General features: G+C 68.8%; 30 protein-coding genes and 1 pseudogene. 20 read left to right on the top strand and 11 right to left on the bottom strand.

Going from position 1 to position 25,577, the window contains the following annotated elements:
• The first annotated feature begins 49 nt into the window (after nucleotides 1-49).
• The 6 genes from V9G19_RS01480 (at nucleotide 50) to V9G19_RS01455 (ending at nucleotide 4,792) form a co-directional block, all read left to right on the top strand.
• Nucleotides 50-871, top strand: coding sequence for a TetR/AcrR family transcriptional regulator (locus tag V9G19_RS01480; protein WP_462283721.1), 822 nt, complete (start codon nucleotides 50-52; stop codon nucleotides 869-871).
• 41 nt (nucleotides 872-912) lie between these two features.
• Nucleotides 913-1,803 carry an aldo/keto reductase gene (locus tag V9G19_RS01475; RefSeq protein ID WP_462283720.1) on the top strand — a complete coding sequence of 297 codons (891 nt, stop codon included), beginning with the start codon at nucleotides 913-915 and terminating at the stop codon, nucleotides 1,801-1,803.
• A gap of 6 nt (nucleotides 1,804-1,809) precedes the next feature.
• Nucleotides 1,810-2,343: an SDR family oxidoreductase gene (locus tag V9G19_RS01470; RefSeq protein ID WP_462283719.1), complete on the top strand. Its 534-nt coding sequence runs from the start codon at nucleotides 1,810-1,812 to the stop codon at nucleotides 2,341-2,343.
• 64 nt (nucleotides 2,344-2,407) lie between these two features.
• Entirely contained in the window at nucleotides 2,408-3,367 is a 960-nt protein-coding gene (locus tag V9G19_RS01465; protein ID WP_462283718.1) for an aldo/keto reductase, read from the top strand.
• A gap of 127 nt (nucleotides 3,368-3,494) precedes the next feature.
• Entirely contained in the window at nucleotides 3,495-3,965 is a 471-nt protein-coding gene (locus V9G19_RS01460; protein WP_462283717.1) for a hypothetical protein, read from the top strand.
• 227 nt (nucleotides 3,966-4,192) lie between these two features.
• The gene (locus V9G19_RS01455; protein WP_462283716.1) at nucleotides 4,193-4,792 is read left to right on the top strand and encodes a DapH/DapD/GlmU-related protein; all 600 of its coding nucleotides are present in this window, start codon (nucleotides 4,193-4,195) and stop codon (nucleotides 4,790-4,792) included.
• A 235-nt stretch (nucleotides 4,793-5,027) separates the two neighbouring features.
• Here V9G19_RS01455 and V9G19_RS01450 read toward each other — a convergent pair whose 3' ends face one another.
• Nucleotides 5,028-5,579, bottom strand: a complete 552-nt coding sequence (locus V9G19_RS01450) for a GNAT family N-acetyltransferase (RefSeq protein WP_462283715.1) — start codon at nucleotides 5,577-5,579, stop codon at nucleotides 5,028-5,030.
• A gap of 77 nt (nucleotides 5,580-5,656) precedes the next feature.
• On the opposite strand from V9G19_RS01450, the gene V9G19_RS01445 reads away from it, so the two are divergent.
• Complete coding sequence (locus V9G19_RS01445; protein WP_462283714.1) at nucleotides 5,657-6,634, top strand: SRPBCC family protein; 978 nt, start codon at nucleotides 5,657-5,659, stop codon at nucleotides 6,632-6,634.
• Nucleotides 6,635-6,826: 192 nt separating this feature from the next.
• On the opposite strand, the gene V9G19_RS01440 is transcribed toward V9G19_RS01445, so the two are convergent.
• A complete protein-coding gene (locus V9G19_RS01440; RefSeq protein ID WP_462283713.1) occupies nucleotides 6,827-7,282 on the bottom strand; it encodes a hypothetical protein in 456 nt (151 codons plus the stop codon).
• Nucleotides 7,283-7,426: 144 nt separating this feature from the next.
• Here V9G19_RS01440 and V9G19_RS01435 point away from each other — a divergent pair, with 144 nt between their 5' ends.
• The 3 genes from V9G19_RS01435 (at nucleotide 7,427) to V9G19_RS01425 (ending at nucleotide 9,515) form a co-directional block, all read left to right on the top strand.
• Complete coding sequence (locus V9G19_RS01435) at nucleotides 7,427-8,050, top strand: maleylpyruvate isomerase family mycothiol-dependent enzyme (RefSeq protein ID WP_462283712.1); 624 nt, start codon at nucleotides 7,427-7,429, stop codon at nucleotides 8,048-8,050.
• A 167-nt stretch (nucleotides 8,051-8,217) separates the two neighbouring features.
• Complete coding sequence (locus tag V9G19_RS01430) at nucleotides 8,218-8,991, top strand: DinB family protein (protein ID WP_462283711.1); 774 nt, start codon at nucleotides 8,218-8,220, stop codon at nucleotides 8,989-8,991.
• Between the two features lie 38 nt (nucleotides 8,992-9,029).
• The gene (locus tag V9G19_RS01425; protein ID WP_462283710.1) at nucleotides 9,030-9,515 is read left to right on the top strand and encodes a VOC family protein; all 486 of its coding nucleotides are present in this window, start codon (nucleotides 9,030-9,032) and stop codon (nucleotides 9,513-9,515) included.
• A gap of 26 nt (nucleotides 9,516-9,541) precedes the next feature.
• On the opposite strand, the gene V9G19_RS01420 is transcribed toward V9G19_RS01425, so the two are convergent.
• From V9G19_RS01420 to V9G19_RS01410, 3 genes are all read right to left on the bottom strand, one after another.
• A complete protein-coding gene (locus tag V9G19_RS01420; RefSeq protein ID WP_462283709.1) occupies nucleotides 9,542-12,160 on the bottom strand; it encodes an HNH endonuclease signature motif containing protein in 2,619 nt (872 codons plus the stop codon).
• Nucleotides 12,161-12,459: 299 nt separating this feature from the next.
• A complete protein-coding gene (locus V9G19_RS01415) occupies nucleotides 12,460-13,074 on the bottom strand; it encodes a class I SAM-dependent methyltransferase (RefSeq protein WP_462283708.1) in 615 nt (204 codons plus the stop codon).
• A gap of 310 nt (nucleotides 13,075-13,384) precedes the next feature.
• Nucleotides 13,385-13,816 carry a GNAT family N-acetyltransferase gene (locus tag V9G19_RS01410; protein WP_462283707.1) on the bottom strand — a complete coding sequence of 144 codons (432 nt, stop codon included), beginning with the start codon at nucleotides 13,814-13,816 and terminating at the stop codon, nucleotides 13,385-13,387.
• Nucleotides 13,817-13,860: 44 nt separating this feature from the next.
• Between V9G19_RS01410 and V9G19_RS01405 the strand changes: the two genes are divergently transcribed.
• Both V9G19_RS01405 and V9G19_RS01400 read left to right on the top strand, forming a co-directional pair.
• Complete coding sequence (locus V9G19_RS01405; RefSeq protein ID WP_462283706.1) at nucleotides 13,861-15,885, top strand: oxidoreductase; 2,025 nt, start codon at nucleotides 13,861-13,863, stop codon at nucleotides 15,883-15,885.
• Between the two features lie 8 nt (nucleotides 15,886-15,893).
• A complete protein-coding gene (locus V9G19_RS01400; protein WP_462283705.1) occupies nucleotides 15,894-16,442 on the top strand; it encodes a PadR family transcriptional regulator in 549 nt (182 codons plus the stop codon).
• A 69-nt stretch (nucleotides 16,443-16,511) separates the two neighbouring features.
• On the opposite strand, the gene V9G19_RS01395 is transcribed toward V9G19_RS01400, so the two are convergent.
• The 4 genes and pseudogenes from V9G19_RS01395 to V9G19_RS01380 all read right to left on the bottom strand — a co-directional run bounded on the left by V9G19_RS01395 (nucleotide 16,512) and on the right by V9G19_RS01380 (nucleotide 18,997).
• On the bottom strand, nucleotides 16,512-17,027 hold the full coding sequence (locus V9G19_RS01395; protein ID WP_462283704.1) for a pyridoxal-phosphate dependent enzyme: 516 nt from the start codon (nucleotides 17,025-17,027) through the stop codon (nucleotides 16,512-16,514).
• An 87-nt stretch (nucleotides 17,028-17,114) separates the two neighbouring features.
• Complete coding sequence (locus tag V9G19_RS01390) at nucleotides 17,115-17,639, bottom strand: M20/M25/M40 family metallo-hydrolase (RefSeq protein WP_462283703.1); 525 nt, start codon at nucleotides 17,637-17,639, stop codon at nucleotides 17,115-17,117.
• Nucleotides 17,578-17,736 (bottom strand): annotated as a pseudogene (locus V9G19_RS01385) (hypothetical protein); the annotation flags it as partial. The gene V9G19_RS01390 and the pseudogene V9G19_RS01385, both read right to left, overlap by 62 nt.
• Before the next feature lie 271 nt (nucleotides 17,737-18,007).
• Nucleotides 18,008-18,997, bottom strand: coding sequence for a helix-turn-helix transcriptional regulator (locus V9G19_RS01380; RefSeq protein WP_462283702.1), 990 nt, complete (start codon nucleotides 18,995-18,997; stop codon nucleotides 18,008-18,010).
• Here V9G19_RS01380 and V9G19_RS01375 point away from each other — a divergent pair.
• Nucleotides 18,960-20,246: an epoxide hydrolase N-terminal domain-containing protein gene (locus V9G19_RS01375; protein ID WP_462283701.1), complete on the top strand. Its 1,287-nt coding sequence runs from the start codon at nucleotides 18,960-18,962 to the stop codon at nucleotides 20,244-20,246. The genes V9G19_RS01380 and V9G19_RS01375 overlap by 38 nt on opposite strands.
• 171 nt (nucleotides 20,247-20,417) lie before the next feature.
• A complete protein-coding gene (locus tag V9G19_RS01370) occupies nucleotides 20,418-21,356 on the top strand; it encodes a hypothetical protein (protein WP_462283700.1) in 939 nt (312 codons plus the stop codon).
• Here the strand turns inward: V9G19_RS01370 and V9G19_RS01365 are convergent.
• Nucleotides 21,343-21,729 (bottom strand): S41 family peptidase, encoded by a 387-nt coding sequence (locus tag V9G19_RS01365; RefSeq protein WP_462283882.1) that lies wholly within the window; start codon nucleotides 21,727-21,729, stop codon nucleotides 21,343-21,345. The genes V9G19_RS01370 and V9G19_RS01365 overlap by 14 nt on opposite strands.
• A gap of 289 nt (nucleotides 21,730-22,018) precedes the next feature.
• On the opposite strand from V9G19_RS01365, the gene V9G19_RS01360 reads away from it, so the two are divergent.
• From V9G19_RS01360 to V9G19_RS01350, 3 genes are read left to right on the top strand one after another with little or no spacing between them, the layout of a single operon-like run.
• Complete coding sequence (locus V9G19_RS01360) at nucleotides 22,019-22,141, top strand: hypothetical protein (RefSeq protein WP_462283699.1); 123 nt, start codon at nucleotides 22,019-22,021, stop codon at nucleotides 22,139-22,141.
• Nucleotides 22,138-22,482, top strand: coding sequence for a hypothetical protein (locus V9G19_RS01355; protein ID WP_462283698.1), 345 nt, complete (start codon nucleotides 22,138-22,140; stop codon nucleotides 22,480-22,482). Before V9G19_RS01360 ends, V9G19_RS01355 begins: the two co-directional genes overlap by 4 nt.
• A gap of 9 nt (nucleotides 22,483-22,491) precedes the next feature.
• Nucleotides 22,492-22,656 (top strand): mycothiol transferase, encoded by a 165-nt coding sequence (locus V9G19_RS01350; protein WP_462283881.1) that lies wholly within the window; start codon nucleotides 22,492-22,494, stop codon nucleotides 22,654-22,656.
• On the opposite strand, the gene V9G19_RS01345 is transcribed toward V9G19_RS01350, so the two are convergent.
• Nucleotides 22,649-23,344, bottom strand: coding sequence for an ArsR/SmtB family transcription factor (locus tag V9G19_RS01345; protein WP_462283697.1), 696 nt, complete (start codon nucleotides 23,342-23,344; stop codon nucleotides 22,649-22,651). The genes V9G19_RS01350 and V9G19_RS01345 overlap by 8 nt on opposite strands.
• 66 nt (nucleotides 23,345-23,410) lie before the next feature.
• On the opposite strand from V9G19_RS01345, the gene V9G19_RS01340 reads away from it, so the two are divergent.
• The 3 genes from V9G19_RS01340 to V9G19_RS01330 all read left to right on the top strand — a co-directional run bounded on the left by V9G19_RS01340 (nucleotide 23,411) and on the right by V9G19_RS01330 (nucleotide 25,539).
• Nucleotides 23,411-23,893 (top strand): hypothetical protein, encoded by a 483-nt coding sequence (locus V9G19_RS01340; RefSeq protein ID WP_462283696.1) that lies wholly within the window; start codon nucleotides 23,411-23,413, stop codon nucleotides 23,891-23,893.
• 221 nt (nucleotides 23,894-24,114) lie between these two features.
• Entirely contained in the window at nucleotides 24,115-24,516 is a 402-nt protein-coding gene (locus V9G19_RS01335; protein ID WP_462283695.1) for a hypothetical protein, read from the top strand.
• Nucleotides 24,517-24,816: 300 nt separating this feature from the next.
• Entirely contained in the window at nucleotides 24,817-25,539 is a 723-nt protein-coding gene (locus V9G19_RS01330; protein ID WP_462283694.1) for a VOC family protein, read from the top strand.
• Nucleotides 25,540-25,577: the final 38 nt, after the last annotated feature.

The following is a 25,577-nucleotide window of genomic DNA, read 5'->3' as shown; positions in this document are numbered from 1 at the left end:
GGTATTCTACTACATGTTATCTGCAATCTGATTTCACACGGGGGTGGGTATGCCGGTTCCGAAGGACGTCGTGGACGCCGCAGTGCGGGCGGCCCGGGCTCGCGGACAGGACGTCGGCGACGTGCCGGTCGCCGCGATCGCCCGCGAAGCAGGCGTCTCCCGCAGCACGCTCTTGCGTCGCCTGGGCGGCACCCGCGCGGCCCTGGATGATGCCGTGCGCGCCGCCGGCGTCGATCCGGGCGGCCGGGCGCCGGTGCGGATCCGGGCTCTCGCCGCCGCCGCATCGCTCCTTCAGGAGGAGGGGCTCGCCTCGACCACAATGGAGGCGATTGCCGCGCACGCCGACTGTGCCGTCGAGAGCCTGTATGCGGCATACGGCACCCGCGACGAGCTCCTGGCCGCGACGTTCGAGCGCTACAGCCCGCTGACCGATATCGAGCGCTTCTTCGACGCCCCGCCGGCCGACCTGCGCACCACCGTGACCGCGTTCTATCGCACCATCGGCGCGGCGCTGATCCGGCCGCCCCGGGTCGTGCCAGCGCTGCTGGCGGAGATCCTGTCGCGACCCGAAAGCCCCACGGCCCGTGCCATTTACGAGCGCGGCGCCCCCCGCCTGCTCGCGGCCCTCGGCGGCTGGCTCGCGACGGAGGTGCGCGCCGGACGGATCCGCGAGCTGCCGGTGCCCCTGCTCATCCAGCAACTGCTGGCGCCGTTCGTTGCGCACGCCGCCCTCCGGCCGATCCTGGAGGGAATCGGGATCGCGCTGCCCGACCCCGACCTCGCGAGCGTGATCTTCGCCGACAACTTCCTGCGGGCCGTCGCGACCTCCGGATCGTCGCCGAGCGGCCGTCCGCCCCGGAACGCGACGTAGGCTTCTGGTCTGGCGCACCCTCTATCGCTCAGGAGGAACCGATGACCACCATCCCGACATTCGAGATGAACAATGGCGTCACCATCCCCGTGATCGGCCTCGGTGTCTTCCAGACCCCGCCGGCCGAGACCGTCGCCGCCGTCGAGGCGGCGCTCGAGATCGGCTACCGGATGGTCGACACCGCCGCGGCATACGGAAACGAGCGCGAGGTCGGCGCGGCGATCCGCAATTCGGGCCTGCCCCGCGAGGAGGTCTTCATCGAGACCAAGGTCTGGGTGACCGACTACGGGTATGACGAGACGTTGCACGCCTACGACAAGGCGACCGGCAAACTCGGGGTCGACCGGCTCGACCTGCTCATCCTCCACCAGCCCGATGTCGGCAACTTCGAGAAGACGATCGCCGCCTACAAGGCGCTGGAGAAGCTCTTGTCCGACAACGTTGTTCGGGCGATCGGGGTCAGCAACTTCACGCCCGCCCTCCTCGACCGGCTGCTCGCCGAGGTCGAGGTGATCCCGGCGATCAACCAGATCGAGCTACACCCCTACTTCACGCAGGTGGCGAGCCGGGAGGCGGACGCGGCACACGGCATACTGACGCAGTGCTGGTCGCCGATCGGCGGCATCTCCTCCTATCGCGGGACCGAGCAGGCCACCTCGACATTCACCAACCCGACCCTGGTCGAGATCGGCGAGCGTCACGGCAAGTCCACCGCGCAGGTCATGCTCCGCTGGCACATCCAGGAGGGGCGCCAGGTCATCCCGAAATCGACTCGGCGGGAACGGATCGCGGAGAACTTCGACGTCTTCGACTTTGAACTTGCCCCGGAGGAGATGGCCGCGATCGACGGGCTCGACGTCGGCGAGCGCGGAGGACCGGACCCGGAGCAGCCGCAGCCGGGCTTCCACAGCTTCTCGATCCCGGAGGCCTGAGTCGGTATGCCGCTCGATGTCGCCGTCGACCTGTTGGGGACCGCATACGTTCTGGACGCCTTTGGCGCGGTCATCGGCAGCGGCGGGAGCGGGATCGTCATCGCGAGCCAGGCCGGACACATGGGGGCCTTCCCGGCGGACCTCGAACACGCGCTGGCCTACGGCTCGATCGAGGAACTGCACGACCTGCCGGCGCTGGCCACGATCGACGGGTCGGGTCCGGCCTACATGATCGCCAAGCGCGCCAACGCCCTTCGCGTGCAGGCGGCCGCCGTGCCGTGGGGTGAGCGGGGCGCCCGGATCAACTGCCTCAGCCCGGGGATCATCTCCACACCACTGGCGCGCGATGAGATGTCGCGCCCGAACGCCGACGGCTACCAGCGCACGCAGCAGGTCTCACTGGCGCGGCGGATGGGCACGCCGGCCGAGATCGCCGAGCTGGCCGCCCTTCTCCTCGATGAGCGCGGCGGCTTCATCACCGGCAGCGACATCCTCTGCGACGGCGGCGTCATCGCGACGATGCGGGCCGGCGTGCTGTGACCTAGGGCTTGTCCTGTGCGAGACAATCCCAGTTGAATCGACACTCCCGGAAAGGAATCCGACCATGCAGCAACGCACGCTCGGCGCATCCGACCTGATCGTCTCCGACATCGGCTTCGGGTGCATGAGCCTGACCGATCGGGACCAGGCGCGCGAGGTGATCCACGCGGCGCTCGACGCGGGTGTCACCTTCTTCGACACCGCGGAGGTTTATGGCGCGCGCCTGAACGAGCGACTCGTGGGCGAGGTGCTCGCGCCGGTCCGTGGCGAGGTCAAGATTGCCACCAAGTTCGGCTTCAACGTCGATCAGGGCCTGGAGAGCCTCAACTCGAGCCCCGACCACATCCGTGCGGTCGTCGACGGCTCGTTGTCTCGGCTCGGCATCGAGCAGATCGACCTGCTCTATCAGCACCGGCTCGATCCGCAGGTGCCGATCGAGGAGACCGCTGGGGCTGTCCGCGGGCTGATCGAGGCCGGGAAGGTCGGCCATTTCGGTCTGTGCGAAGTGGGTGTCGACATCATCCGCCGGGCCCACGCAGTCCAGCCGCTGACGGCGCTGCAGTCGGAGTATTCGTTGTGGTGGCGCGAAGCGGAGCAGGAGATCCTGCCGGTGCTCGATGAGCTGGGCATCGGCCTGGTCCCGTTCAGCCCGCTCGGGAAGGGCTTCCTCACCGGGACGATCGGCTCGGCCGCGGATGTCGCCGGCAAGGGCACGGCGATCTTCCCGCGGTTCAACGACGCGACCCTGGCAAACGACCAGGTGTTGGTCGACGCCGTCCGGGCGGTCGCCGGGCGGCACGAGTGCACTCCGGGTCAGGTGGCTCTGGCCTGGATCATCCGGCGCCTCCCGCACGCCTGCCCGATTCCTGGCACGAGCAAGGCGGCGCGCGCCAGCGAGAACTCTCGGGCCGCGGCCGTGGAGCTGACCGACGACGACCTCCGCGAACTCGACGAGACCTCGGCCCGCTTCCAGGTCGATTCGGTCCGCTACCCCGCCGCCCTGCAGGCCCTGATCAACCGCTGACGCCGCTCGGGGCCGGCGCTATCCGGGGTCGACATCGAGCCTGAGCGCCTGCAGGAGGCGTGGCGTAGAGCTACCGCGGGGGTTGGCGGATCGCGTGTCTTTCGAGGCGCGCGACGCACGCCCCATCATGCAGGCGACTGACGCCGTCGTGTGTATCGGCGCGTCCCAGGTGTGGGGCCCACCAGTCGAGGCGGCGCAACCCTTGGACTACCTGGCGGCAGTCATCGCGCTGCGTGACCTGTTGCGTCGCGGCGGTCGTCTCGTTTACGGCGAGGCCGTATGGTGCAGTGCGCCGACGCCCGAGGCGACCGCCGCCCTGAGCGGCCGCGACGACGAGTTCCTTACAGCGGACGAGCTCGTCCATCTCGTGCGGATGAACGGCTTCACGGTGAGCGGGGTCGATCTGGCCAGCCAGGACGAGTGGGACAACTTCGAGTCGGGCTACATGCGCCGCCTCGAGCGCTGGCTCGCAACCCACCCCGCGGATCACTCCGACGCGGCCGAGGTGCGCAAGCAGCTGCTGGACCAACGAGCCCGCTACCTTGACGGCTACCGGGGCGTGCTCGGAATGGCTTATCTGACCCTCGTGGCGGCCTGAGCACGATTGAACTCGCCCCACCCTGTATACCCGTCATGGCATCCTTCTGAGTCGCGTGACAAGGTATGTACCAACTGGGCCTCCCTGACCCGCCCGACGGTGCCTAGGGTGGAGTGTATGAACATCCGAGACGAGGGGGAGTTCATCATCATCCGGCGCACGAAGCTGACGCCGCATGACGTCGGTCTGCCGGACAGGGGGCGGCGCCGGGTCACGAGGTGCCGCCGATGACTGCCGGAGATACCGTTGTCAGGCTTGAGGATTTCCTCGATCACGTGCGACGTGGCGAGGTGATCACCGGTGGCTCGCCGCAGGCCGCGTTCATGCACGTCGCGAGCCAGGAGGCGCTGCGGATCACGGCGCGGCTCAACACCGGGTACCGCACACCGGAGGAGATCCGGGCCCTGATGTCCGAGCTGACCGGCCGACGGGTGCCGGAAAGCTTCCTAGTCTTCCCGCCGATCTACAGCGAGTTCGGCAAGAACCTCCTCATTGGCGAGCGCGTGTTCATCAACATCGGCTGCCGCTTCCAGGACACCGGCGGCGTGACCATCGGAGACGACACCCTGATCGGGCACGGCTGCACCGTGACCACGCTCAACCATGCCGTCGACCCCAACCGGCGCGGCGACATCACGCCCGCGGCGGTCCACATCGGCCGCAAGGTCTGGCTCGGCGCCGGCGTGACAATCGTGCCCGGCGTGAGCATCGGCGACGGCGCCATCGTCGGGGCGGGCTCGGTGGTGACCAAGGACGTGCCGCCCGACACGATCGTCGCCGGGGTGCCCGCCCGAATCCTCCGCGAGACCGGATATCAGGCGATCTGAGCGCGCGCCGCGAGAACGCGGTTCGTCCGGCCGAGCTAGATCTGTCCGCTTGGGTCGGGGCCCCCGCGAAGTATCGGAGTGACGCAGGAACGGAGAACTTTGTGGGGTGACTTGGGTCGGGGCCCCCGCGAAGTATCGGAGTGACGCAGGAACGGAGAACTTTGTGGGGTGACTTGGGTCGGGGCCCCTGCGAAGTATCGGAGTGACGCAGGAACGGAGAACTTTGTGGGGTGATTTAGGCCGGGGACCAGTCGCGCCGGAGGAGACCGAAGACCCACGAATCGGACACGACCCCGTCGACGATGCAGTCCTCGCGCAGCGTGCCCTCCAGCCGGAAACCGAGCTTCCCCAGCACTCGGGCACAGACGGCATTGCGCGTATCGGCCTCTGCCTGAACCCGGTTGAGATCCAGCGTGGCGTATGCCCAGCGCAACAACGCTCCCGCTGCCTCGGTTGCATAGCCGCGGCCCCAGACTGCCTCGGCGAAGACAACAGTCAGCGTCGCGCTGCGGAAGTCGGGATCCCAGCGCGTCAGGCTCAGCCAGCCGATGAAAGCGCCGTCCTCGCTGCGCTCCACCGCGAGCCGCGCGCCGGTGCCCTCGTCGGTGAGTTGCCGGCACATGGCGAGGAAGCGCTCCGCGCGCGAGTCGTCGCGCCACGGCGGCGCGTCCCAATAGGGCAGCACGACCGGATCGGTCATCAGCGCGGTCAGCGGTCGCGCGTCGGCGGGCGTGAACGGCCGCAATAGCAGCCGGTCCGCATGCAGTGTCGGCGTGGGAAGCGGCATACGGACAATCATTCCGGGTAGTTCTCGTTGTGGCGAGGGGGTTTCGGGCGATCGTCCCCCTATGTATCATTCGATACATGTCGCCTAACGCCGCAGCTACCGCAGCCGCACCGATCGAGCGTCTGTGGACCGTCGTCAGCGATGTCACGGCGTGGCCGCGGCACCTGGACACCTTCGACGAGATCGTCGCGGCGGCCGGCAACGGGTCAGGCGGCGAGGTCGGGCGACGCTTCCGGGTCCGCCAGCCCGGGCTTCCGGCCGCCACCTACGAGATCACCGAGTGGTCGCCGCCGACGACATTCACCTGGGTCGCTCGATCCCCCGGCGTCGTGACCACCGCCGCCCACATCCTCATACCCACCGATCGCGGCACCGAGCTGGCGTTGAGCGTCGAGTGGCGCGGGCCGTTGGCGCCGCTGGTGCGCCTCCTCGCCACGCGACGGACCCAACGGATGATCGAGATCGAGGCAACCACCCTGACCCGGTCGCCGAGTCCGATGGGTGAAGCCCGCGACGCGCTCCTGGCGGGGATCGTGAATCACTATGCCGCACGTGGGGTTCGGGATACGAGTCTGCGCACGCTGGCCTCGGCGGTCGGGACCAGCCAGCGAATGCTGAACTACCACTTCGGATCTCGCGAAGATGTCCTCACCGCAGTGATCGACGTCATTGCCGGACAGCAGGCGCGGCAGATCGGGGCGCTCTTCGCTCAGGCTGCCGACCCGTTCGAGGCCGGCCGGCGCAATTGGGACGAGACCGTCGCCGGGGCCCAGGTGTTCGCTCCCCTGTGGTTCGAACTCGCCAGCCATGCCATGCACGACACTCCGTCTGCCGGGCGTCTCCGCGAGGTCATGGTCGCGGCGCAGCTACGGGAGTTCACCCGACTGTATGCCGAGCACACCACTCCCGGGCACGCCGCGTCACTCGCGCGCCTCACCCTGGCAGTCGGTCGGGGCTTGGTCTTCAGCCTCCTCCTCGACGGCGACCGCGTCGGGGCGGACCGCGCGATCAGCGAGTTCACCACAATGGTGCGCCGCGCGCTTTCCGATTCGTAGGCCTGGCTGGTTGGCCATCTCGTCTCGTTCGCTGGGCGACAGATGTGCTGTGGACCGGAGCCCTCGCCTCGGGTGGACGTTCGCATCGTGTAGGTCTTCGGCTGCCAGGGTGACCAATGACCTACACGATCACGCGCGACCCGCGGTCCCCGGCGTCCGGGGAAGGTCATTTGGTCGCCGGCTCGGGAATGCTCAGCCGGCTGGGCCGAACTCGATTGCGAAACGACTCGCCTCGTGCGCCCGGCCGTACTGAGCCGTCGCCGACCGTTCGATGAACGAGCGGAGGGCGTCGGTGTCGTCGAGGTGGTGACACCATTCGCTGTGCGGCTCGATCGCCCGTGCTTCAGCGGTGGGCGGGTACTCCAGGCGCGCCGTTAACTGCCAGAATCCCTCGTCCTCGGGGTTCTCGGCCTCGATGAACTGGCGCGTGACCAGAACGGCGAACGGCGAATCTTCGGCTGGCCCGGCCCCCCACTCGTAGTGGAGCATGTCGCCGTCGGAGTCCATGTCGACGTCATCAAATCTGGTCCCCTCATACCAATTGATCACGGCCTCGCTCAGAGCCTCGAACGTGGGTGGGGAGTCCTCGGACCACCCTCGCTCCGCAGCGAGTGACCGCAGTGCCTGCTCGGATTCAGCGATCAGCATCCATCCATCGTCGCAGAACAAGGGAGGTTCAGGGCGTCGGCGGAGACGTTGAAACTGGACCCTGTGGATTCGGGTCCCGCCCCAAGACGACGTCGCCCACGATCGCGTGTATGCCCGGTTCCGGCGTCCGGCTATGTTGGAGCGATGGCCCGCAAACCGGTGGACCTGGCGGCAGACGAGCGCGCGGAGCTCGCGGAGTTGCTCGCCTCCTTGCCCGCCGACGAATGGGAACGGCCGACCGCATTGCCGGGCTGGAGCGTGCGCGATATCGCGGCACACGTGATCAGCTACGAGCCACTCGGCTGGCCTGGCTTCTTGCTGCTCTTCGGCCGCGCCCGGTTCAGCCTGGAGCGGGCCAATGCGATCGGACTGGACCGGGCCGCTCAGCTGGGCCCGGAGGACATCCTCGCGCAGTACCGCGCCTTCCCCCGCCCGGTCGTCCTGACCTCGTCCTTCGGCGGCCGGCTCGGCCTGACCGACACCCTGATCCACCATCAGGACATCCGACGAGCCCTGGGGCGATCGCGCACCGTGCCGGCCGACCCGCTGCGGGCTGCCATCTCGTTCAGCTTCTGGGCGCTGCCGCTACCCGCGCGACGGCTCGCGAAGGGGCTGCGCCTGGTTGCCACCGACCTGGATCGCCAGTGGGGGTCCGGCCCGGAGGTCCGCGGCCCGGGCGAGGCCCTGCTGATGGCGCTCGCCGGACGGGATGCGCTCGCTGATCTTGATGGTCCAGGCGTACCGGTGCTGACGTCGCGAGGGCGGTGACGGTCCGCACGTCGTGGTTCTGACGAGAGCACCGGGCCTGGTCCGAAGCTGGGAGGTGGCGCTTCGTTGCAGACAGATCGCACCACGAGAGCCAGCGAACTGACCCGAGGTCAGGGGGCTGACAGAATCCGCCCGTCCTGTCGGCGCCCCGTGGCACCCTGGCGGGTATGGCGAACACGGAACCCGAATCCGAACCCGGCCCCGAGCCCCTGGCCGGTCGGGAGTTCCACAACCGGTCGTTGCGCGGTTCCCGATGGGTCGAATGCGATCTGCGGGAGGTCGTCGTGCGCGGCAGCGAACTCGCCGGCCTCGAACTCGACTCGGCGTGGCTGATGGAGGGCGGCACCCTTGTGGTCAACGGCGTCGACGTCGTTCCCTTGGTCGACGCCGAACTCAACCGCCGCTTCCCCGGGCGGAAGCTGCGGACCGCAACCGATCCGGCAGGTCTGCGCGAGGCGTGGGCTGCGCTGGAGCGCACCTGGGCGACGACGATGTCCCGGGCGACGGTTCTGGGCGACGACTCGTTCGAGAGACGAGTCGACGGGGAATGGTCGCTGGCTCAGACCCTCCGCCATCTGGTGATGGCGACGGACGTATGGCTCGGCAAAGCCATTCTCCAGCAGGACAATCCCTATCACCCGTTGGGCCTGCCCAATGACGACGGCGACACCGAGGCATATGATCCGGACGCCTTCTCCACCGCTGATCCGTCCCGGGAAGAGGTGCTCGCGGCCCGCGCCGATCGCCAGTCGCTGGTGCGGGCCTTCCTCGCCGACGTCACCGCGGACCAGTTGAGGGCACCGCGCAAGAATCCCCACTCCCCAACGCACGACGAGACGGTGTTGTCTTGCCTGTCCACGATCCTGGAGGAGGAATGGGAACACCATCGGTATGCCGTGCGCGACCTCGACGCGATTGCTGCGCGCCCACGCCCCACCTGATCTACAGTGAGTCTTCCGCCACCCGCAGGAGCGCCCCAATGCCCATCGCGAAAAACACGATCTGCCTCTGGTTCGACAAGGATGCGCACGAGGCAGCCTCCTTTTATGCGTCGGTATTCCCCGACTCGCACGTCGACGCCGTGCACACCGCGCCCGCCGACTTCCCGGGCGGCAAGGCCGGCGATGTGCTCACCGTGAACTTCACGGTATGCGGCATCCCCTGCCTCGGGCTGAACGGCGGGGACACCTTCTCGCAGACCGAGGCATTCTCCTTCCAGATTGCCACCGAGGATCAGGCCGAGACCGACCGCTATTGGGACGCCATCGTTGGTAATGGCGGACAAGAAAGCGACTGCGGTTGGTGCAAGGACCGTTGGGGCCTGTCCTGGCAGATCACGCCGCGGGTGTTGACCGAGGCATTGGTGGCCACGGACGCTGGCGTTCGCGGGCGCGCCTTCGCCGCCATGATGACGATGCAGCGGATCGACGTGGCCGCCATCGAGCAGGCGGTCGCCAGGAACTGACGGACGACCGAAGCTCCCGAGCAAGCTCATCCTCCTGCCGAGTGCGGTACACGTAACGTTCCGCAGCTCTGCAGGTCGGCTCCCGCGTGCGGGGTTGGCCTGTCGCTGGGCTGGGCGTCTCCCGTGACGTTAGAAGGGGGGCTCGTCGTCGGTGGGGTCGGGCCGGGGGATGTCGATGTGGACCGGGTGCGGGTAGGTGTGGTTGGGGCAGGTGATGGTGTCGCTGCGGATGGGCCGGCCGGTGCTGACCGTGGCCTCGCCGTTGCCGTCGGGGTAGAGCCGGGCCAGGTCGCGGGTGAGCTGAGCGTGTTCTCGGGTTCGCTGGGGGGCGGCGGTCTCGGTGTGGGCGTCGGCGATGGCGTGTTCGAGGTGGTACTCGAGGGCGGTGATCCGGTCGGTGGGCCGGGTTCGGCAGCCGCGTGGCGGGTGGTGGTCCTGCCGGTGGGCGCCGCGGGCGCGCCGGTGGTCTCGGTATCGCTTGCCCCGGGCTCGGCGGGAACGGTTCTCTCGGCCGCAACGGTGGTCTCGGCGGCAACGGTTGTCTCGGCGGGCCGCGGCTCGGCGGCAGCGTTTGTCTGATCGGTCGCGGTTTCGTCTCTCGGGAGGGTCGAGTCGGTGCGCGCCGTCCCCGGCCCAGGATCTGGCCGGGGATCTGGTTCGGGATCTGGTTCGGGGTCGGGCAGGACGATGGTGTGCAGGCGGTCGATGGGCATGCTCGATTGAACGGTGGCGGTGGGGCTGGTCCAGGTCACCGTCCCGTCGGGGTGGAGCCGGACGTGCCAGCCGGGGCGTTGTTTGATCCGGTGGTGGCGCCGGCACAGGCAGATCAGGTTGCTCGCGGCGGTCGGCCGGGTGGGCCAGGCGCGGACGTGGTCGAGGTCGCAAAACCGTAGCCCGATCGGGCAGCCGGGGAAGCGGCAGCGCCCGTCCCGGGCGCGCACCAGGGCGGTCAGGTCTTTGCCGGGGCGGTAGGCGGTGGTGGCCAGCCGGTCACCGATATCGAGCAGGGCCCCGGTGACCGGGTGGCACGGAGCCCGGGTGATCGTGGCGGTCGCGGCGATTGCTTCGAGCCAGGCGCGGGTGACCAGCCAGGGCGCGGTCGCGGTGCCGGTCACGATCTCGATTAGGTCCCCACCCGCCGTGCGGGGCGGGCAGCCCGCGCCGCGCACACCGGTGCCGGCGAAGCCAGTACCGCCGGTCTCGTCGGTGTCGTCGGTGTCGCTGCCGGCGGGAGCGAAGGCGGTGCCGGCCAGGTCGCGCGCGGCCCGTTCCTCGCCGGCGTCGCGGTCACCCGGCGCCGGCTGCGCCTCGTCGATGTGCGTGTCGGTGCCTGGGCCCTGACCCGCCAGGTCATCGCGGGTGTCGCCGGTGTCGCTCTCGTCGTCGGTGTCGTCGCCGCTGTCGTCGTCGGTGTCGGTGTCGTCGCTGTCGGTGTCGGTGTCCCGGCTGCCAGTGTCCGGGGTGCCGGCGTCATGATCGTCCACATTGTCGGTGCCGCGGCCGGGAGCATCCGGGCGTCCGGCCCCGCCGGGCCCGTCACCGCGACCATCCGGAGCGTGCCCGCCGAGACCGTGACCGCTGGGGCCGTCGTCGTCCGGTCCGTGGGTGTCGTCACAGCCGGGGTGATCGGCGCGTGGCTCGTCGGTGTCGTCGTCACTAGGAATGTCGTCACCAGGAGTGTGGTCGTCGCCACCGCCGCCCATGCCGCCGGTATCGCCCGTGTCGGGGTCGCCGGTGTTGGTGTTGGGGGTGTCGGGGTCGAGGACGGTGGCGGGCACGCCCAGGGCCAGGGAGACGTCGATGGTCGCGTTCCCGCAGACCAGATCGGTCAACGCCTTGCCGCGGGCGGCCTCGATCGTCGGGCACACCTGGTCCGCCAGGTAGGCGTGGGCCAACGCATCCACCGCCTGCCACGCCACCAAAGCGTCCTCACACGGGAACCGGCCGATCCACTCATCGACCCCATCCCCGACCGCCCGCCGGGTCAACCCCACCCGGGCCCGCTCCCGGGTGGCACGTTGACGCACGAACTCCGGGCTAATCGACGCCAACAACCGCCGGACCCGCCGCCGCAACTGCGGCGCCGTCTCCCCCGGGAAGTACTCGCTGATCGCGGCGACCACCGCCGCCGCCACATCAGGCGGAACCTCAGCCAACTCCTGGGCGACCACCGAGGCCCGGTAACCATCCAAGGTCCCGGCCGCTTGCGCCGCCCGCAACCCGCCCAGGCCGGTGCACGCCGGCTGCGGCGGGGCACCGAGCACCGGCTCGTCCGGCAACCCGCCCGGCGGGTCCTCCCAGGAGTCTTCGTGCAGGGTGAACCGGTCCCCGGCGATCGCCAACGCCGCATCCACCCGGTGAGCGGCGAACGCCCGGGTCGCGGTCAACGCGTGCGCGACCAGGTCTTCCCCGTCCAACACCGCCCGGCCCAGCCCGATCACCCGCTCCGAAAGGGTCCCGTCCTCGTCCCAGTCGTCCTCGATCGCGACCAGCCGCACGATCGCCGCGTCCTGCGCCGCGGTCAAAGTGTTGATCGCGGCCTGGCACTGCCCGACCAGCGCCTGCCAGCCCGCCCGCGACCGGGAGGCACACCCCTGGGACGCCGAGGCCACCACCTCGGCAAGACCCGCGCACAGCGCTGCCATGGCCGGGTCCCCCGACCCGGCACCCGCCATACCCCCACTAACCGCAATCACTCCGGTCTACACCCCCTGTGTATGCCCCTATCATACTCGAACATAATCGCTGGAGTAAAGCCCTCTAGTCGAAGTTTTTCATTTAATAACAATGAGATTCGACAGGTTCGCACCGCCCCTCACCGCCGGACAACTTGCGGGCCGACGCGTGTGAGTAGGAGTCCTGGGACCGGATAAGGAGGCCGCTGCCCGACCCGTCAGGTGGGATGCTGAGAAGGCTTGACGGTAGTCAGATCCCGCAACGCGCTTCAAGCCTCGGCAACGGGTTTTGACCGGGTGAGGAAGTAGCGCCCGAGCCAGAGCCTGCGGTAGCGGCATCCCGGCAAGACCTGGTGCGAGAGACGACGAACCTGACCGTAGCTCAGCGGCGGTGGCCAGGACGTTGGCGCCGAATGCTCCCACTTGCCCATGACCCGGTTCATGACAAATTTGCCGACGGCGCCGATCAGGGATCGTGGCCAATCCGAGAAGTCGTTGCGCGCGAACCCGACGACCCCGAGTCGGCCGCCGGGCTGCAGGAGGTCGCTCAGCCGTTGCAGCGCCACTGCAGTGTCCGGTAGGTGGTGAAGCGTCGCGTTGGACACCACGACATCGAAGCCGCATTCGACGCCGTCGATGGTGCCGTCGAGGACATCGGCGTGGAGCCAGCGGACCTGTCGGCCGGCCCACCGTCGGCGAGCGCGTTCGAGCACATCGCGGTCACGATCCATGGCAACGACGTCGCAGCCCAGACCGGCCAGCCGAGAGCTGAGGAAACCCTCACCGCAGCCGACGTCCAGGACCCGCTCCCCCGGACGACAGATTTCGGCAAGCAGGCGGTCGTAGTGGATGTTGATGTTCCACGGTCCACCCGAACCCACCATGTCGGCAGGCTATCCGGCCGGCGACGCATCCCTGTGGCCCGGCAACGGTCCCGTTCCGCCCGTCGCCAGGGAGAAAACGTGCGCCGTGGCCTCCGAATCGGCATACACGATCGCGGCGCTCGGCCCGCAGACGTGGCCCGCGTTCGATGCGCTCGTGCAGCGGCAATGACATCTTCGGCAGCTGCTGTTCCTCTACAACGACACCCGCCGGCTCGACGAGCGGCTGGGCTTCACCTACGGCCGGCCCAAGGGCCTGAAGAACTGCGTCATGGTCAAGACCGTCGACCCGCGTGGCTCACGCCCCGACGGGTCAGTCGGTCGCGGTTGATGGTGCCGCGCCGTAGACCAGCGGGATGTAGTCCGGATGCTTGCCGATCCACGCCTTGATGAACGGACAGATCGGCAGCACCTTGCGGCTCGCCTGGGATCGCACGTCGTCGAGGGCGATCCGGGCGAGTGCACCACCGACGCCTTTGCCCTCGAAGGCCGGTTCCACCTCGGTGTGGGTGAAGACGACCAACTGGTCCGTGAGCTGGTATTCGGCGAATCCCGCGAGGGCGTTGTCTACACGAGCTTCGTATCGGTGCTCTGCCTCGTTGTGGATCACCTGGATGTCAGCCACGATCTGGTCCCGTCGTGTCGGAGTAAGTGGCGGCACATCACCGAAGTGGACGAACTGGCCGCTGTTCCGCCCCGTCGTGCCAGCCTCGGTGGCGACCGCACCCTCGAGAACGAGGGCCATCACCGGATGGTCCCGGGTTCTCACTTAGTTGTATAGTTGTAGATATGACTATTACGTCGCCCTACCCGCATCTCCTTGCGCCGCTCGACCTGGGCTTCACCACCCTCCCCAACCGGGTCATCATGGGCTCGATGCACGTGGGGCTGGAGGAGGCTCCCGGCGGCTTCGAGCGGATGGCTGCCTTCTATACCGAGCGGGCTCGCGGCGGGGTCGGGCTTATCGTCACCGGTGGTATCTCGCCCAACGAGGCCGGCCGGCCATACCCCGGAGGTGCCATGCTGACCACGCCGGAGGAGGCCGACAAGCACCAGCTGATCACCGAGGCGGTGCACGCCGAGGGCGGCAAGATCGCCATGCAGATCCTGCACTTCGGCCGCTACGCCTATCACCCGGATCTGGTGGGGCCCAGCCCGATTCAGGCGCCGATCAGCCCCTTCCCGCCCCACGAGTTGACCGGCGCGGAGATCGAGCAGACCATCGCCGACTATGCCCGGTGCGCCCGGCTGGCCCGCGAGGCGGGCTATGACGGGGTGGAGATCATGGCCTCCGAGGGCTACTTCATCAACGAGTTCATCGCGACCGAGACCAACAAACGCACCGACGAGTGGGGCGGCTCCTACGAGAACCGGATGCGCCTGCCGATCGAGATCGTCAAGGCCGTCCGGGCGGCGGTCGGCGAGGACTTCATCATCATCTTCCGGCTCTCCATGCTCGACTTGGTGCCCGGCGGCTCGACCTTCGAGGAGGTCGTCCGGCTCGGCAAGGAGATCGAGGTGGCCGGCGTGACGATCATCAACACCGGCATCGGCTGGCACGAGGCGCGCATCCCCACCATCGCCACCCCGGTGCCGCGGGGCGCCTTCGCGTGGGTGACCAAGAAGCTCATGGGCTCGGTGTCGGTCCCGCTCGTCACGACCAACCGCATCAACACCCCCGAGCGCGCCGAGGAACTGCTCGCCGACGGGTATGCCGATCTGGTCTCGATGGCGCGCCCGCTGCTCGCCGACCCGGACTTCGTCGCCAAGAGCGCCGCTGGCGCACCGGAGTCGATCAACACGTGCATCGGCTGCAACCAGGCCTGCCTCGACCACACCTTCGCCATGAAGATCACCTCGTGCCTGGTCAACCCGCGCGCCTGCCATGAGACCGAATTGACCTTGGCGCCAACCCAATTGCGCAAACGCGTGGCAGTCGTCGGCGCCGGCCCGGCCGGCCTCGCCGCGGCGACGACGTTGGCCGAGCGCGGCCACGCGGTCACCCTGTATGACGCCGCCGACCGGATCGGCGGGCAACTCAACGTCGCCCGTGAGGTGCCGGGAAAGCAGGAGTTCGACGAGACGATCCGCTACTTCGACAACCGGCTCAAGGCGCTCGGGGTCGACGTGCGCCTGGGTGCCAAGGCCGGTGCCGCCGACCTGGCCGACTTCGACGATGTCGTCATCGCCACCGGAGTCACGCCGCGCGTGCCCGAGCTGCAGGGCGTCGACCACCCGAAGGTCCTCAGCTACCTCGACGTGCTCGCCGGCAAGGCGCCGGTCGGGGACAAGGTCGCCATCCTCGGTGCCGGCGGCATCGGCTTCGACGTCGCCGAGTTCCTCACCGACTCCGGAACCGACACCAGTCGCGACATTCCCGCCTTCCTCGCCGCGTGGGGCGTCGATGCCGACCACCTGACGCCCGGCGGACTCACCAAGCCGGCGCGGCATACCTCCCCCCGGAAGGTAACCCTGTTGCAGCGCAAGGGATCCAAGGTCGGCGCCAACCTCGGCAAGACCACCGGCTGGATCCACCGCACGGAGCTAAAGAACCGCGGCGTCGAGATGATCGCGGGCGCCACCTACGACCGGGTCGACGACGCCGGCCTGTATTTCTCGGTCATGGGTCAGGAGCACGTGTTCGACGTCGACCACGTCATCCTCTGCACCGGCCAAGAGCCCAACCGCGGCCTGTATGACGACCTGGCAGCCGCCGGCGTCACCGCCCATCTGATCGGTGGCGCCGACGTCGCGGCCGAGCTCGACGCCAAACGCGCGATCGACCAGGGCACCCGCGTTGCAGCGGAGATCTGAGACAGCGCATGGCACTGCAGGACGCGATCCTCGTTGCACTGGCCAATGGCGAGTCCTCGGGCTACGACCTGGCAAAATCCTTCGACGTCACCGTCGCCAACTATTGGACCGCGACGGCACAACAGCTTTATCGTGAGCTGGACAAGATGGCCGCCGACGGTTTGGTGTCGGCGCGCGTCGTCGAGCAGCAACGTCGCCCCAACAAGCGCGTCTTTGCCCTGACCGACGCCGGCCGCGCGGCCCTGCGCGCCGCCACCGCGCGACCGCCCAAGCCCACGGCCATCCGTGACGAACTCCTCGTTCAGGTAGAGGCGATCGACCACGGCGACGCGGCGGCGATCCGGTCCGCCGTGTTGGCAAAAAGAGATGCGTCCCAGGCTAAATTGGCGCGTTACGAGCGGCGCCGGGCGACGATGCTCGGGGGACGGGACGAAGCGGCATACCTCACAGCGGGGCAGCGCATCGGACCCTATCTGACCCTGGCCCGCGGCATCGCCTTTGAGGAGGAGAACATCCGTTGGTGCGACTGGGTTTTGTCGCTGACCATCCCTAGTTGAGACGGCTCCGGGGTATGCCGATCGGCGTCACCGATGACCGCGCGCCAATCGTTCTCGCCGATTGTCGCGTCACCCCGCTGCCCCCTCGGTGCTGATCAGGACGACGACGGCGCGATTGGGCAGACCGATGGCGTCCCGGGCTCCGGGGTGGTTGAGGTATGCCGTTAGCCCCGCGAGCGGGGCCGCACCGCAGGCGCCGGAGGAAATTGACTGACGGGCGAGAGCGGCCATGGCAGAACGGGTTTCGTCGTCGGACACTGCGATGGCAGCATCCAAGCCGGCGCGAGGCGCGGGCCACGCCGCGGCGGAAACCGTCCCGCAGTTGAGACCGGCCGCGATGGTGTTGCCCGTCGTGACCGGGGTCGGGGCGTCCGCCCGAAGGCTGGTGAGAATGCCTGCCGCAGTGTCGGGTTCGACGCTGAGCACGCGCGTCTCGGCGACCGCCGCACGACGGTAGTGCGTGACGACGGCCTGCGCGAGTGAGCCCACATAGCCCGGCAGCTGCCGGTGGAAGTCCCGGGCGGTGCCGCGGGGCGCGCGGCTGGTCCACTCGCGGGCCGCCGGGTTGACGAACGGTGACTGCATGACCAGCGATCCTCGCCGGTTGAGATCAGACCCGTCCAGCGCACGACGCCGAGCGGGAGACTTCGCGAGACTCGGTCAAGCGGCGGATCATCCCCGGATGTCGTGGGCATAGAGGGCATAGACGGCGGCGACCCGCAGGAGTTCGTCCTCGTCGACATATTCGTCGGGGCCGTGGGAGACGTCCAGCCGGCCGGCACCGAAGCCGACGGCGGGTATGCCGAGCTGGTCATACCAGCGGTTCTCCAGGATCTCGCCGCACATCTCGAATCTGGCCGGCACGCCACGGACCTCCTCGACGCAGCGAGCCAGCGCGACGCCGGCCGGGTGGTCGCTCGGGGTTCCGGCAGCGGGCTGGAACTGGGTCACGTCGACGGTGCCCTTGGCGCCGATCTCGTCGGCAGCGTCGGCGATTATGGTCTGCAGGCGGTCCAACTCGGCATCCAGGTCCTCCTCGGGATTGAACCGGCTGTCGACGGTGAACCAGCAGTCCGGGGGGAACCACGTTGGAGTTCGATCCGGCGCCGCTGCGGCCGCCGACGAGCACCATCGACCCCGGGGGATCGTTCGGGTCAATCGCGTAACCCGTTGGGCGAGCGGCCATTTCCTCGGCATACGCGAGCAGGGGCTGCGCGACGTGAACCATCTGGGCGAAGGTGTTGATGCCGAACGCGGCTTGGCCGACGTGGGCCTCGCGGCCCTCGAAGCTCACCTTCAGGCTGATCGCGCCGCGGGCGGCGTTCTAGATCTAGATGGCGCTGCCGCTGGGTTCGCCGGTCACGATGGCGACCATCCACAAGGACCTCGGCGCAGCGGCCCAGTCCCACCCCGGGCGGGTTCTCGGTCGGCTCGGCCACCAGCCGGGTCAGCAGGCCGACCATCTCCTCGCGGCGTTCCTCGAGCCAAGCAGTCACGCGCTCAGACCGTGCGCTCATCGTCGATCTCCTTGTTGCTCTGTAGGTTCAGCGGTTCATTTGACTGGCTCACTCGGGCAGGCCAGCTCGACGGTACCGCTCAGCGAGCACGGCGACCGCATCCGCGAGCGCCGGCGGTCCGTCGATGTGGACGTCCATCCCGAGCATCCCGATGTATGCCGCGATCATCTCCGGGCTGTCGGCCCCGGTCACGAGCACGCACTGGGTGTCGTCGATCCGCTCCACCACTCCGACGGCCGGGTTGATTCGGGCTAAGACCTCCTCGGCCGTGCCATCAACGACGATCCGCGCGTGAACCGACCACCCGGACGCGGCGACTTCGCGCAGCACGAAGGTGGTGTAGTCCCCACCCGCCAACGCGCACGACTGGAACCGCCGGCCGCCCGGCATACGCAGCCTGATCCAGTCGAGGCGGTAGGCGCCGAACGAGCCGGTTGTCGGCTCTCGGGCCACGACATACCAGCGGCGCTGCCAACTGACCAGCCGATAGGGCTCGCGCGTGAGCACGCCCTCCTCGGTGCGGTAGTCAAAACGCAGCTCCTGCCGGTCGCGGATCGCGGTGGCGAGATCGGAGAGCAGGTCGGGATCCACGGCCGGGTCCGCCACATTGGAGCCGGTGTTCTCCGGGCCCGCCGACACCGCGTCGCGCGGGGCACTGCCGCGGCGCTGAAGCGCATGCGGCAGAACCTGATCCAACTTCGCCAGGGCGCCGGCACTGGCCTCCTCCATGCCGGGCACGGTGAGCGCGGAGCGCAGGGCAACGGCGATAGCGACCGCCTCGTTGTCGTCCAGGAGCAGCGGGGGGAGCCGAGTCCCGACGCCGAGCCGATACCTCCCGCCGGGGCCGCGGACTGGCTCGACCGGATACCCGAGGTCTCTCAGCCGCCGGATGTCGTTGCGAATGGTCCGATCGGTGACCGCCAGGCGTTCGGCGAGGTCCGCAGCGGACCAGTCGGCACGGGACTGGAGCAGTCCAAGCAGGGCCAGCATCCGGGCGGCGATGTCCGACGAGACCATCCGGCCGTTCCGGATCGACATCCCTCAGGCCGACCTCGACGACCTGCGCACCCGGCTCGAGCGGACCCGCTTCGCCGCCCCGGCGCGGGGCGACTCCTGGGACTTCGGCACGCCGGCGGGATACCTGCACGACATGGTCGAACGGTGGCAGGCCCTCGACTGGCGCATGCAGGAGGCGCGCATGAACGCCGTGCCCAACTTCGTCACCGAGATCGACGGGCAGAGCATCCACTTCGTCCACGTCCGCTCCCCGCACGAGGGGGCCACCCCGGTCCTGCTGCTGCACACCTACCCGGGTTCGTTCGCCGAATTCCTTGAGCTGGTCGGCCCGCTCACCGATCCGGTGGCGCATGGCGGGTGCGCCGAGGAGGCCTTCGACGTCGTCATTCCGTCGATGCCCGGCTTCGCCGAACTTCGGCACGGGCACCAGTCTGGTGTCTCCCGAGCAGGTCCTGACTCAGGTCTCGCTCTATTGGCTGACGAACACCTCGGCCACCGTGGTCAGCCAGGGCCGCATCGGGGTCGCCGTCTTCGCCGACGACGTCCAGACGATCCGCCCGTTGGCCGAGCGCGACAACGCCAACATCGATCACTGGTCGGAGTTCGACCGTGGCGGTCACTACGCGGCGTTGGAGGTGCCAGAGTTGCTCGTCGGCGACCTGAGGACCTTCTTCGCCGGATGACGTATGCCGAGTGGCCGTGTGCCAGCGGCCGCCCGGGCCTCGACGGGCGACGATGGAGTATGGCCCTCGCTCCTCGCTCGATCGTCGACTCCGTGGTGCAAACGGTGTGCGGCCGGAGCACCGAGCGACTCCTCCCGCTCAGCGGTGGCGGCATGAATGAGACCTATCGTGCCGACCTCCAGCACGGCGACCCGGTGATCGTTCGGATCGCGCGGCACTCGCGGCCGTGGTTCGAGGACGAGGCGCACCTCGTGGTGCGGGCACGCGCACAGGGCGTGCCTGCACCCGAGGTCCTGGGGGTCGAGCATGTCGACCGGGACGGTGAGTTGCTGTCGTTCTCGATTCAGCGCTTCCAGCCCGGACGTCCGCTCAACGACCTCGGGGATGAGTTGTCACCCTCGGACAGAGAACGGTTCGTCATCGCCTGTGGGGAGCTGTTGGCGCGGATCCACACCGTCGTTCCAGGCCGAGGGATGCGCCACCCGTTGAGGTCGCCGCAGGATCAGGAGGTGGCCCGGGTGGTGCACATCGTCTCCAACGCCCTCGGCGCCCAGGCCGCAGCAATCGTCGACCTTCGTTGCCGGTAGCCGTGGCGCTCAGTCGGCAATTCTGCCGACAACAACGTTGCCGACAACAGCTTGGCCGACGGCACAACTGCCGTCTTTCCGAGGCCGGTTGGTGCCGATCAGGATTGCCGACAAGCGACACCGAGGCGGAATCCACCGCAGCTCGGTCCGCAATCCGAAGGAGAACCTGCCATGAAGCCAGCCACCCGTCCGACCATTCTCGTCTCTGCTGTTGCCCTGCTCGCTGCCAGCCTGACCGCCTGCGGCAATGCCCAGGTCCCGGTCAAGACGTCCGGCCAGAGCACCTCGTCAAGTACGTCGGCCGGCCAGCGCCCGGCAGGGGAGCCGAGTTCGAGCACCCCGCCGGCAACCCCGACCGGGAACGCCTCGTCACCGGTCGCGCCGTCAGCCACCGCGTCCAGCACGACCGACTCCTCAGGCACCACGGTGCCCGCGGCGATCGGCGAATCCGAGACCCGGACCGTCGACGGCCAAGAGGTATCCGGTCTGCCCAAGGACTTCCCGTTCCCGGCGGGCGCCAAGGTCGAACTGGCTGTTGCGGACACGATGGTTCAGCTGTCCGCGCCGAGCGGTGCCGAGATCGCGGCGTTCTACCGGGCCGAGTTGCCCAAGGCCGGCTTCCCGATCAGCTCCGACGGTGGCGGCGACGCCCCGGTCCTGATCTTCGAGAACGGCAGCTGGCAAGGGCAGGTCTCGGTCAACGCCGACACGGGGGCGCTGATCATGTGGAGCCCGGGGTCCGGCACGTCGCCGAGTTCGCCAACCGACGGCGCGTCGTCCCCCACCGCGGGCGGCTCGAGCACGACGGACGGGCTGAGCCCGGAAGGCCTGGGCTTGCCGGGCGGGGAGTACTTCCTCAGCTTCCCGACCGGGACCAAGCTGACCGACCTCTCGGAGACCGAGACGAGTGGCTCGTTCAGCTTCGCCAACCCCGGACCCGCCGAGGTCCTTTCGTTCTATCGCGACTTCGTCGCCAAGACCACGGCGGTGACCCTTGACTCCGACGAGACGCAGGGCGATGTGACGACGATGAAGTGGCACACGGACGAGGCCAGCGTCGTCCTGACCGTCGACGCCGGCTCGGCGAAGATGACGGTCAGCGTGCCGTGAGGGTGGCTGGCGTCGAGCGCCGATCGGCCTGAACGACGCCGGCTATGCGGGCCAGGGCCTGCTCCAGGGCCTCCTCGGCGTCGCACACGATGTCGGGGGTGACTCCGGTGCCCTCCCAGTTGGATCCGGTGGCCGCAATGACGCTGCGCGCCACCGGGATCTGGCATCGGTAGCCGCCGGGGAGGGCGAAATGCTCGACCGGGTGCGCGCCACCTCCCGTGCGCTCGCCCACGATGCGGGCGCGACCGAGTGCCTGGTGGACGTAGGCGAGGTCTTCCCCGCCTGAGAACGTCCGGGTCGAGGTGAGGATCGTCAGCGGCCCCTCGTAGCTGAGCCCGAGACTCGGGTCCGAGACATAGTCCTGCGGCGGCAGCCCTCGGTGCTCGAACCGGCCGAGGAGAACCAGATGGTTGGGCGGCTCTAATCGACAGATGCTTGTCGGGGACGAGTTCGTGAAGCCGCGCGTTCGCCGACTCGCGGTCAGGCAGCAGGGCCTCGAGCTCGGCGCTCGAGTCGCGGATGGTCATGGCGTAGGCCGCGGCGCGGTCGGCGAGGACGTAGTGCTCCTCGACCAGGTCGGCGAGCGCGGCGAACGGGGTGGACATGGACCAACAGTGACGGCCGTCTTGACTCTTCGCCGAGTTCTCTTGACGCTTTGGGGTATGCCGGAGCACATCGCCGATGCCGCCCAACGCCGCGCGCTCGGCCACCCGACCCGCCACCGCATCACCCTCGTGCTGCGGACGCCGATGACGGTGAGCGCGTGGCCCGGGAGCTACGAATGAACAAGGGCAATGTCGCCCACCACATCGCGGTGCTCGAGGACGTCGGGCTGGTCCGTCGGGTCGGTACGCGGACCGGCCGAGGCGGAACCGGAGTCCTCGACGAGAGCGTCGGTGTTCCGCTGCATTTCAGCGGGCCCGAGGCGACCAGCGGGATGATGCAGCAGCTGGTGACCCGCGGTCTCATCGAGGACGCCCAGGCCTTCGTCTTCCTGCGGCGGGTGCACCTGACGAATGCCCAGGCTCACCTTCTCGCCGAGCATCGGGAGCGGATCGTCTGGCAGGTCCCGGACACCGACGACGCGCCGGCCAGCGGCGTCTTCGTCTCGGTGTTGCGGGCCTGAGCAGCCGGACTGGGTCCGGACGCGTTTCGTCCGGAGGGCGGGATGAGCGTGCGCCGGTTGCTCAGCGACATGATCGAGGAGTATGCGCGGCACACCGGTCACGCGGACCTGCTCCGCGGATCGATCGACGGCCATACGGGCGAGGATCCTCCCGCCGACTTCCCCGTCACGTAGCTCGTCGCGGTGCTAGTAAGACCCCGGCGCGGCGGAACACCTCACCACCGGCCGGCGTCATGGTCAGGGCGCGGGACTTGGGCTGGCGGACGACCCACTCGTTGGTGAGAGCAACGTCAGCGATCCGGGCGCCGAGGATGCCGGCGAGATGATCCCGCTGCTCGGTCCGGTCGCGGCACACGCGCACGAGGGGGCGACGCGACGACGGATGCACCAGCGCCTCGGCGGACAGACCGAAGTACGTCGCCAGCGCTTCCCGGCCGGCGGCGGTCACCGCACTGGCGCTCGGGTCCACCCAGCCGGCGTCGACGAATCGCTCCGCGAGGGCGACGCCGAGCTGCCCAGCGAGGTGGTCGTAGCAGGTGCGAGCGGCCCGGACCCGACGTTGTTCCCGGGAGAGCCGCAACGAGGTGGCCGGCGCGAAGTCGGGACCCGCGAGCTGCTCCAGGGCGTGCGCGATCCGCCGATTGGCCAACTCGTAGCGCCCGTATCGGCCCTGGGGCCGAGCGACGACGATGCCCGCCTCCACCAGCACGGCGAGGTGTTGGCTGGCGGTGCCGGAGGTGACCCCAGCCGCGACGGCCAAGTCGCCGGCCGGGTGCGGCGCGCCGTCGAAGAGGACGTTGAGCATGGCCACCCGAGCGGGTGGCCCGATGGCCTTGCCGATGCGCGCCAGATCCGCGGTCATGGGGCCATTGTCGGGGCGGCACATCTCGGTCGGCGTCAAGACGTCCCGCCCCTACCGTCGGCACCCATGAACGTTGACGAACGAACGACGTCGGACCCCGGGTGGCTCGTGGAGGTGGCGACAGCGCGCGTCCTGGAGTTGGCCCAGAGGTGGACCACGTGGGACGGGACGCCCCTTCCCGCGGAGAGCTGTGGGCGAATCTTCACTCCGCACAAGGCGGTTCGTCGATACGCCGACCACCTCGTGGATCACCTTGCCCAGGTCGAAGCCCTCGTGGCCGGGGTGGCCCCCCGGCCTAACGGATGGGGAGAAGGCGCCGTCACGACCGACGCCGACCTAGCCCGGTTCACCGAGGTCGATCTCATCGAGGCCACCGAGCGGCTCACCCGGCTTTCTCGCACATTTCGCCTCCGCCTGCTCGGCCTGGACGCGATCGAATGGGATCGCCCCCGCGGGACCGAGTGGACATTGCGGGAAATTGCCACGCACGTGGCTGACCCTTGGTATGCCGAGCAGCTCGGTGACCTGACGCCGTGGGCAGGCGAGTGAGAGCGTCGTGGGATGTTAGGAAGCGTCTCCCGCGAATGCCCGCCCCTGATCCACCTCGCCCACAATGACACTCGAGCGCAGGCCGGCGGATCCCATTGCGGGGCAGCAGACGTCCGAACAACCGGGGCAAAGCGCCACTGGCTGGCTATTCTGTTCTGACGAGGCCCGAGAATATCCTTGCAAGTGCGGCGTCCATCGGGAAGCACGAGGGGAAGCGCACCGTGAACCGGATCAGTTTCTCCGCGGCGATCGTCGTCTTGCCGTTGGCCCTGGCGGGGTGTGGCGGGCCCGGCAAGGCCGACTTCGAGAAGCGGCTGGACGAGTTCTCGTTGCTGGACTCCTATGAACTGGTCCACGACCCCGAGGCGCCGCCGCCGGTCTCAACCAAGGAGGAGTATGCCGTCCGGTTCTACCGCGCCCCGGCCGGTGCCGACATCTGCGCCGATCTGGACCGGGCCTTCCGCGCCTGGGCCAAGGGGAAGGTCCAGGACAGCCGGGGCGGGGGCATCGGGTGTCAATTCACCGCCCTTGACGACGACACGGCAACCCAGCAGGCGACGGCGACACCGGACGAAACCGGCCTGGTCCGGGTCGACATGTTCTTCAGCCATACGGATTTCTGACCGGGCAGTGCGACACGGCGCATCGCCACCCGCAGCGGCGCCGGGAGCGCTGCAGCCGGCGAGACCCCTCGCGCAACGGCGGCCAGAAAACTTGGGCGCCTGACCAAGCTCCAACCGGCCGCATTTCGTCCGGATTGCGACCTAATGTCACGGTCATGATCCGACTCAGGCACCGCTGTGACCGCCCCCGGCAACACCCCGGACCCGCCCGAGAAGTTCCCGCTGCCGTGTACTGGTCGATCCCACACCGGTCGACCCCACACTGGTCGATCCGACGTGGCGGACAGTAGCGTGCCGGACATGGCAGCCACCGGTTGGCACGTCGTCGATGGCGTTCCGACGGCGTGGTTCGATGCGCCGTCGCTGAGTGCAGGGGCCGCCTTGAGCACCCGGATCGGGGAGCTGTCGCAGCAGATCGTGGTGGACGTCCGCAGAGACGGCATCCGGGTGCGCCTCGACGACGAAGCGCATGCGGCGGCGGTGTCGGTGGCCGCCCAGGAGCTCGGCCTGACCGCGAATCCGGCTGCGCTACAAGCGATGAGCATCGTGCTAGAGACCGCCAACCCGGCCGGCGCCGCGCCGTTCTGGCAGCGCGCCCTCGGCTATCCGCCCGCTGAGAACGGCGAGCTGACGGACCCGATGCGGAACGATCCCGGCGTACCCATCCGACGATCGGACGACCCGCGGCCGTTGCGGAACCGGATCCACCTCGATGTGGTCCGGCCGGCCGAGCTCGTCGAGCGGGCCGATCTCGGGGCCGCCTCGGGACCGTTCGGGGTGCGGCATACCGATCCCGATGGCAACGAGGTCGACCTGATGCCGGGCGAGGCCCTCGGCGCGGGGAGCGATTGTGCCGACTGGCAGCAGGTGTCGAGCGCGATGGCTTGCTATCGCACCACCTCCCCAGGTCAACGTCGTGACCTGGTGATCGCGGCCGCGCTCGCAGAGGGCCGCTGGCGTATTGCCGACCCCGAAGGGAACGACCTGGTGCTCGTCGCCCAGGGATCGGCGGCGCCACGATGATCACGACCACCACGATGATCACGACCACCACGATGACC

Source organism: Nostocoides sp. (genome assembly GCF_037045025.1).
GTDB lineage: Bacteria > Actinomycetota > Actinomycetes > Actinomycetales > Dermatophilaceae > Nostocoides_A.
The sequence above is the reverse complement of the archived record's forward strand: the minus strand, read 5'-3'. Positions and strand labels throughout refer to the sequence as shown.

What these genes read in the sequence shown, in the direction of transcription:
- V9G19_RS01480 (WP_462283721.1), top strand. Translation starts at nt 50, where the DNA reads ATGCCGGTTCCGAAGGACGTCGTGGACGCCGCAGTGCGGGCGGCCCGG.
- V9G19_RS01475 (WP_462283720.1), top strand. Translation starts at nt 913, where the DNA reads ATGACCACCATCCCGACATTCGAGATGAACAATGGCGTCACCATCCCC.
- V9G19_RS01470 (WP_462283719.1), top strand. Translation starts at nt 1,810, where the DNA reads ATGCCGCTCGATGTCGCCGTCGACCTGTTGGGGACCGCATACGTTCTG.
- V9G19_RS01465 (WP_462283718.1), top strand. Translation starts at nt 2,408, where the DNA reads ATGCAGCAACGCACGCTCGGCGCATCCGACCTGATCGTCTCCGACATC.
- V9G19_RS01460 (WP_462283717.1), top strand. Translation starts at nt 3,495, where the DNA reads ATGCAGGCGACTGACGCCGTCGTGTGTATCGGCGCGTCCCAGGTGTGG.
- V9G19_RS01455 (WP_462283716.1), top strand. Translation starts at nt 4,193, where the DNA reads ATGACTGCCGGAGATACCGTTGTCAGGCTTGAGGATTTCCTCGATCAC.
- V9G19_RS01450 (WP_462283715.1), bottom strand. Translation starts at nt 5,579, where the DNA reads ATGCCGCTTCCCACGCCGACACTGCATGCGGACCGGCTGCTATTGCGG.
- V9G19_RS01445 (WP_462283714.1), top strand. Translation starts at nt 5,657, where the DNA reads ATGTCGCCTAACGCCGCAGCTACCGCAGCCGCACCGATCGAGCGTCTG.
- V9G19_RS01440 (WP_462283713.1), bottom strand. Translation starts at nt 7,282, where the DNA reads ATGCTGATCGCTGAATCCGAGCAGGCACTGCGGTCACTCGCTGCGGAG.
- V9G19_RS01435 (WP_462283712.1), top strand. Translation starts at nt 7,427, where the DNA reads ATGGCCCGCAAACCGGTGGACCTGGCGGCAGACGAGCGCGCGGAGCTC.
- V9G19_RS01430 (WP_462283711.1), top strand. Translation starts at nt 8,218, where the DNA reads ATGGCGAACACGGAACCCGAATCCGAACCCGGCCCCGAGCCCCTGGCC.
- V9G19_RS01425 (WP_462283710.1), top strand. Translation starts at nt 9,030, where the DNA reads ATGCCCATCGCGAAAAACACGATCTGCCTCTGGTTCGACAAGGATGCG.
- V9G19_RS01420 (WP_462283709.1), bottom strand. Translation starts at nt 12,160, where the DNA reads ATGGCAGCGCTGTGCGCGGGTCTTGCCGAGGTGGTGGCCTCGGCGTCC.
- V9G19_RS01415 (WP_462283708.1), bottom strand. Translation starts at nt 13,074, where the DNA reads ATGGTGGGTTCGGGTGGACCGTGGAACATCAACATCCACTACGACCGC.
- V9G19_RS01410 (WP_462283707.1), bottom strand. Translation starts at nt 13,816, where the DNA reads ATGGCCCTCGTTCTCGAGGGTGCGGTCGCCACCGAGGCTGGCACGACG.
- V9G19_RS01405 (WP_462283706.1), top strand. Translation starts at nt 13,861, where the DNA reads ATGACTATTACGTCGCCCTACCCGCATCTCCTTGCGCCGCTCGACCTG.
- V9G19_RS01400 (WP_462283705.1), top strand. Translation starts at nt 15,894, where the DNA reads ATGGCACTGCAGGACGCGATCCTCGTTGCACTGGCCAATGGCGAGTCC.
- V9G19_RS01395 (WP_462283704.1), bottom strand. Translation starts at nt 17,027, where the DNA reads ATGCAGTCACCGTTCGTCAACCCGGCGGCCCGCGAGTGGACCAGCCGC.
- V9G19_RS01390 (WP_462283703.1), bottom strand. Translation starts at nt 17,639, where the DNA reads ATGCCGAGGAAATGGCCGCTCGCCCAACGGGTTACGCGATTGACCCGA.
- V9G19_RS01375 (WP_462283701.1), top strand. Translation starts at nt 18,960, where the DNA reads ATGTCCGACGAGACCATCCGGCCGTTCCGGATCGACATCCCTCAGGCC.
- V9G19_RS01380 (WP_462283702.1), bottom strand. Translation starts at nt 18,997, where the DNA reads ATGTCGATCCGGAACGGCCGGATGGTCTCGTCGGACATCGCCGCCCGG.
- V9G19_RS01370 (WP_462283700.1), top strand. Translation starts at nt 20,418, where the DNA reads ATGAAGCCAGCCACCCGTCCGACCATTCTCGTCTCTGCTGTTGCCCTG.
- V9G19_RS01360 (WP_462283699.1), top strand. Translation starts at nt 22,019, where the DNA reads ATGCCGGAGCACATCGCCGATGCCGCCCAACGCCGCGCGCTCGGCCAC.
- V9G19_RS01355 (WP_462283698.1), top strand. Translation starts at nt 22,138, where the DNA reads ATGAACAAGGGCAATGTCGCCCACCACATCGCGGTGCTCGAGGACGTC.
- V9G19_RS01345 (WP_462283697.1), bottom strand. Translation starts at nt 23,344, where the DNA reads ATGACCGCGGATCTGGCGCGCATCGGCAAGGCCATCGGGCCACCCGCT.
- V9G19_RS01340 (WP_462283696.1), top strand. Translation starts at nt 23,411, where the DNA reads ATGAACGTTGACGAACGAACGACGTCGGACCCCGGGTGGCTCGTGGAG.
- V9G19_RS01330 (WP_462283694.1), top strand. Translation starts at nt 24,817, where the DNA reads ATGGCAGCCACCGGTTGGCACGTCGTCGATGGCGTTCCGACGGCGTGG.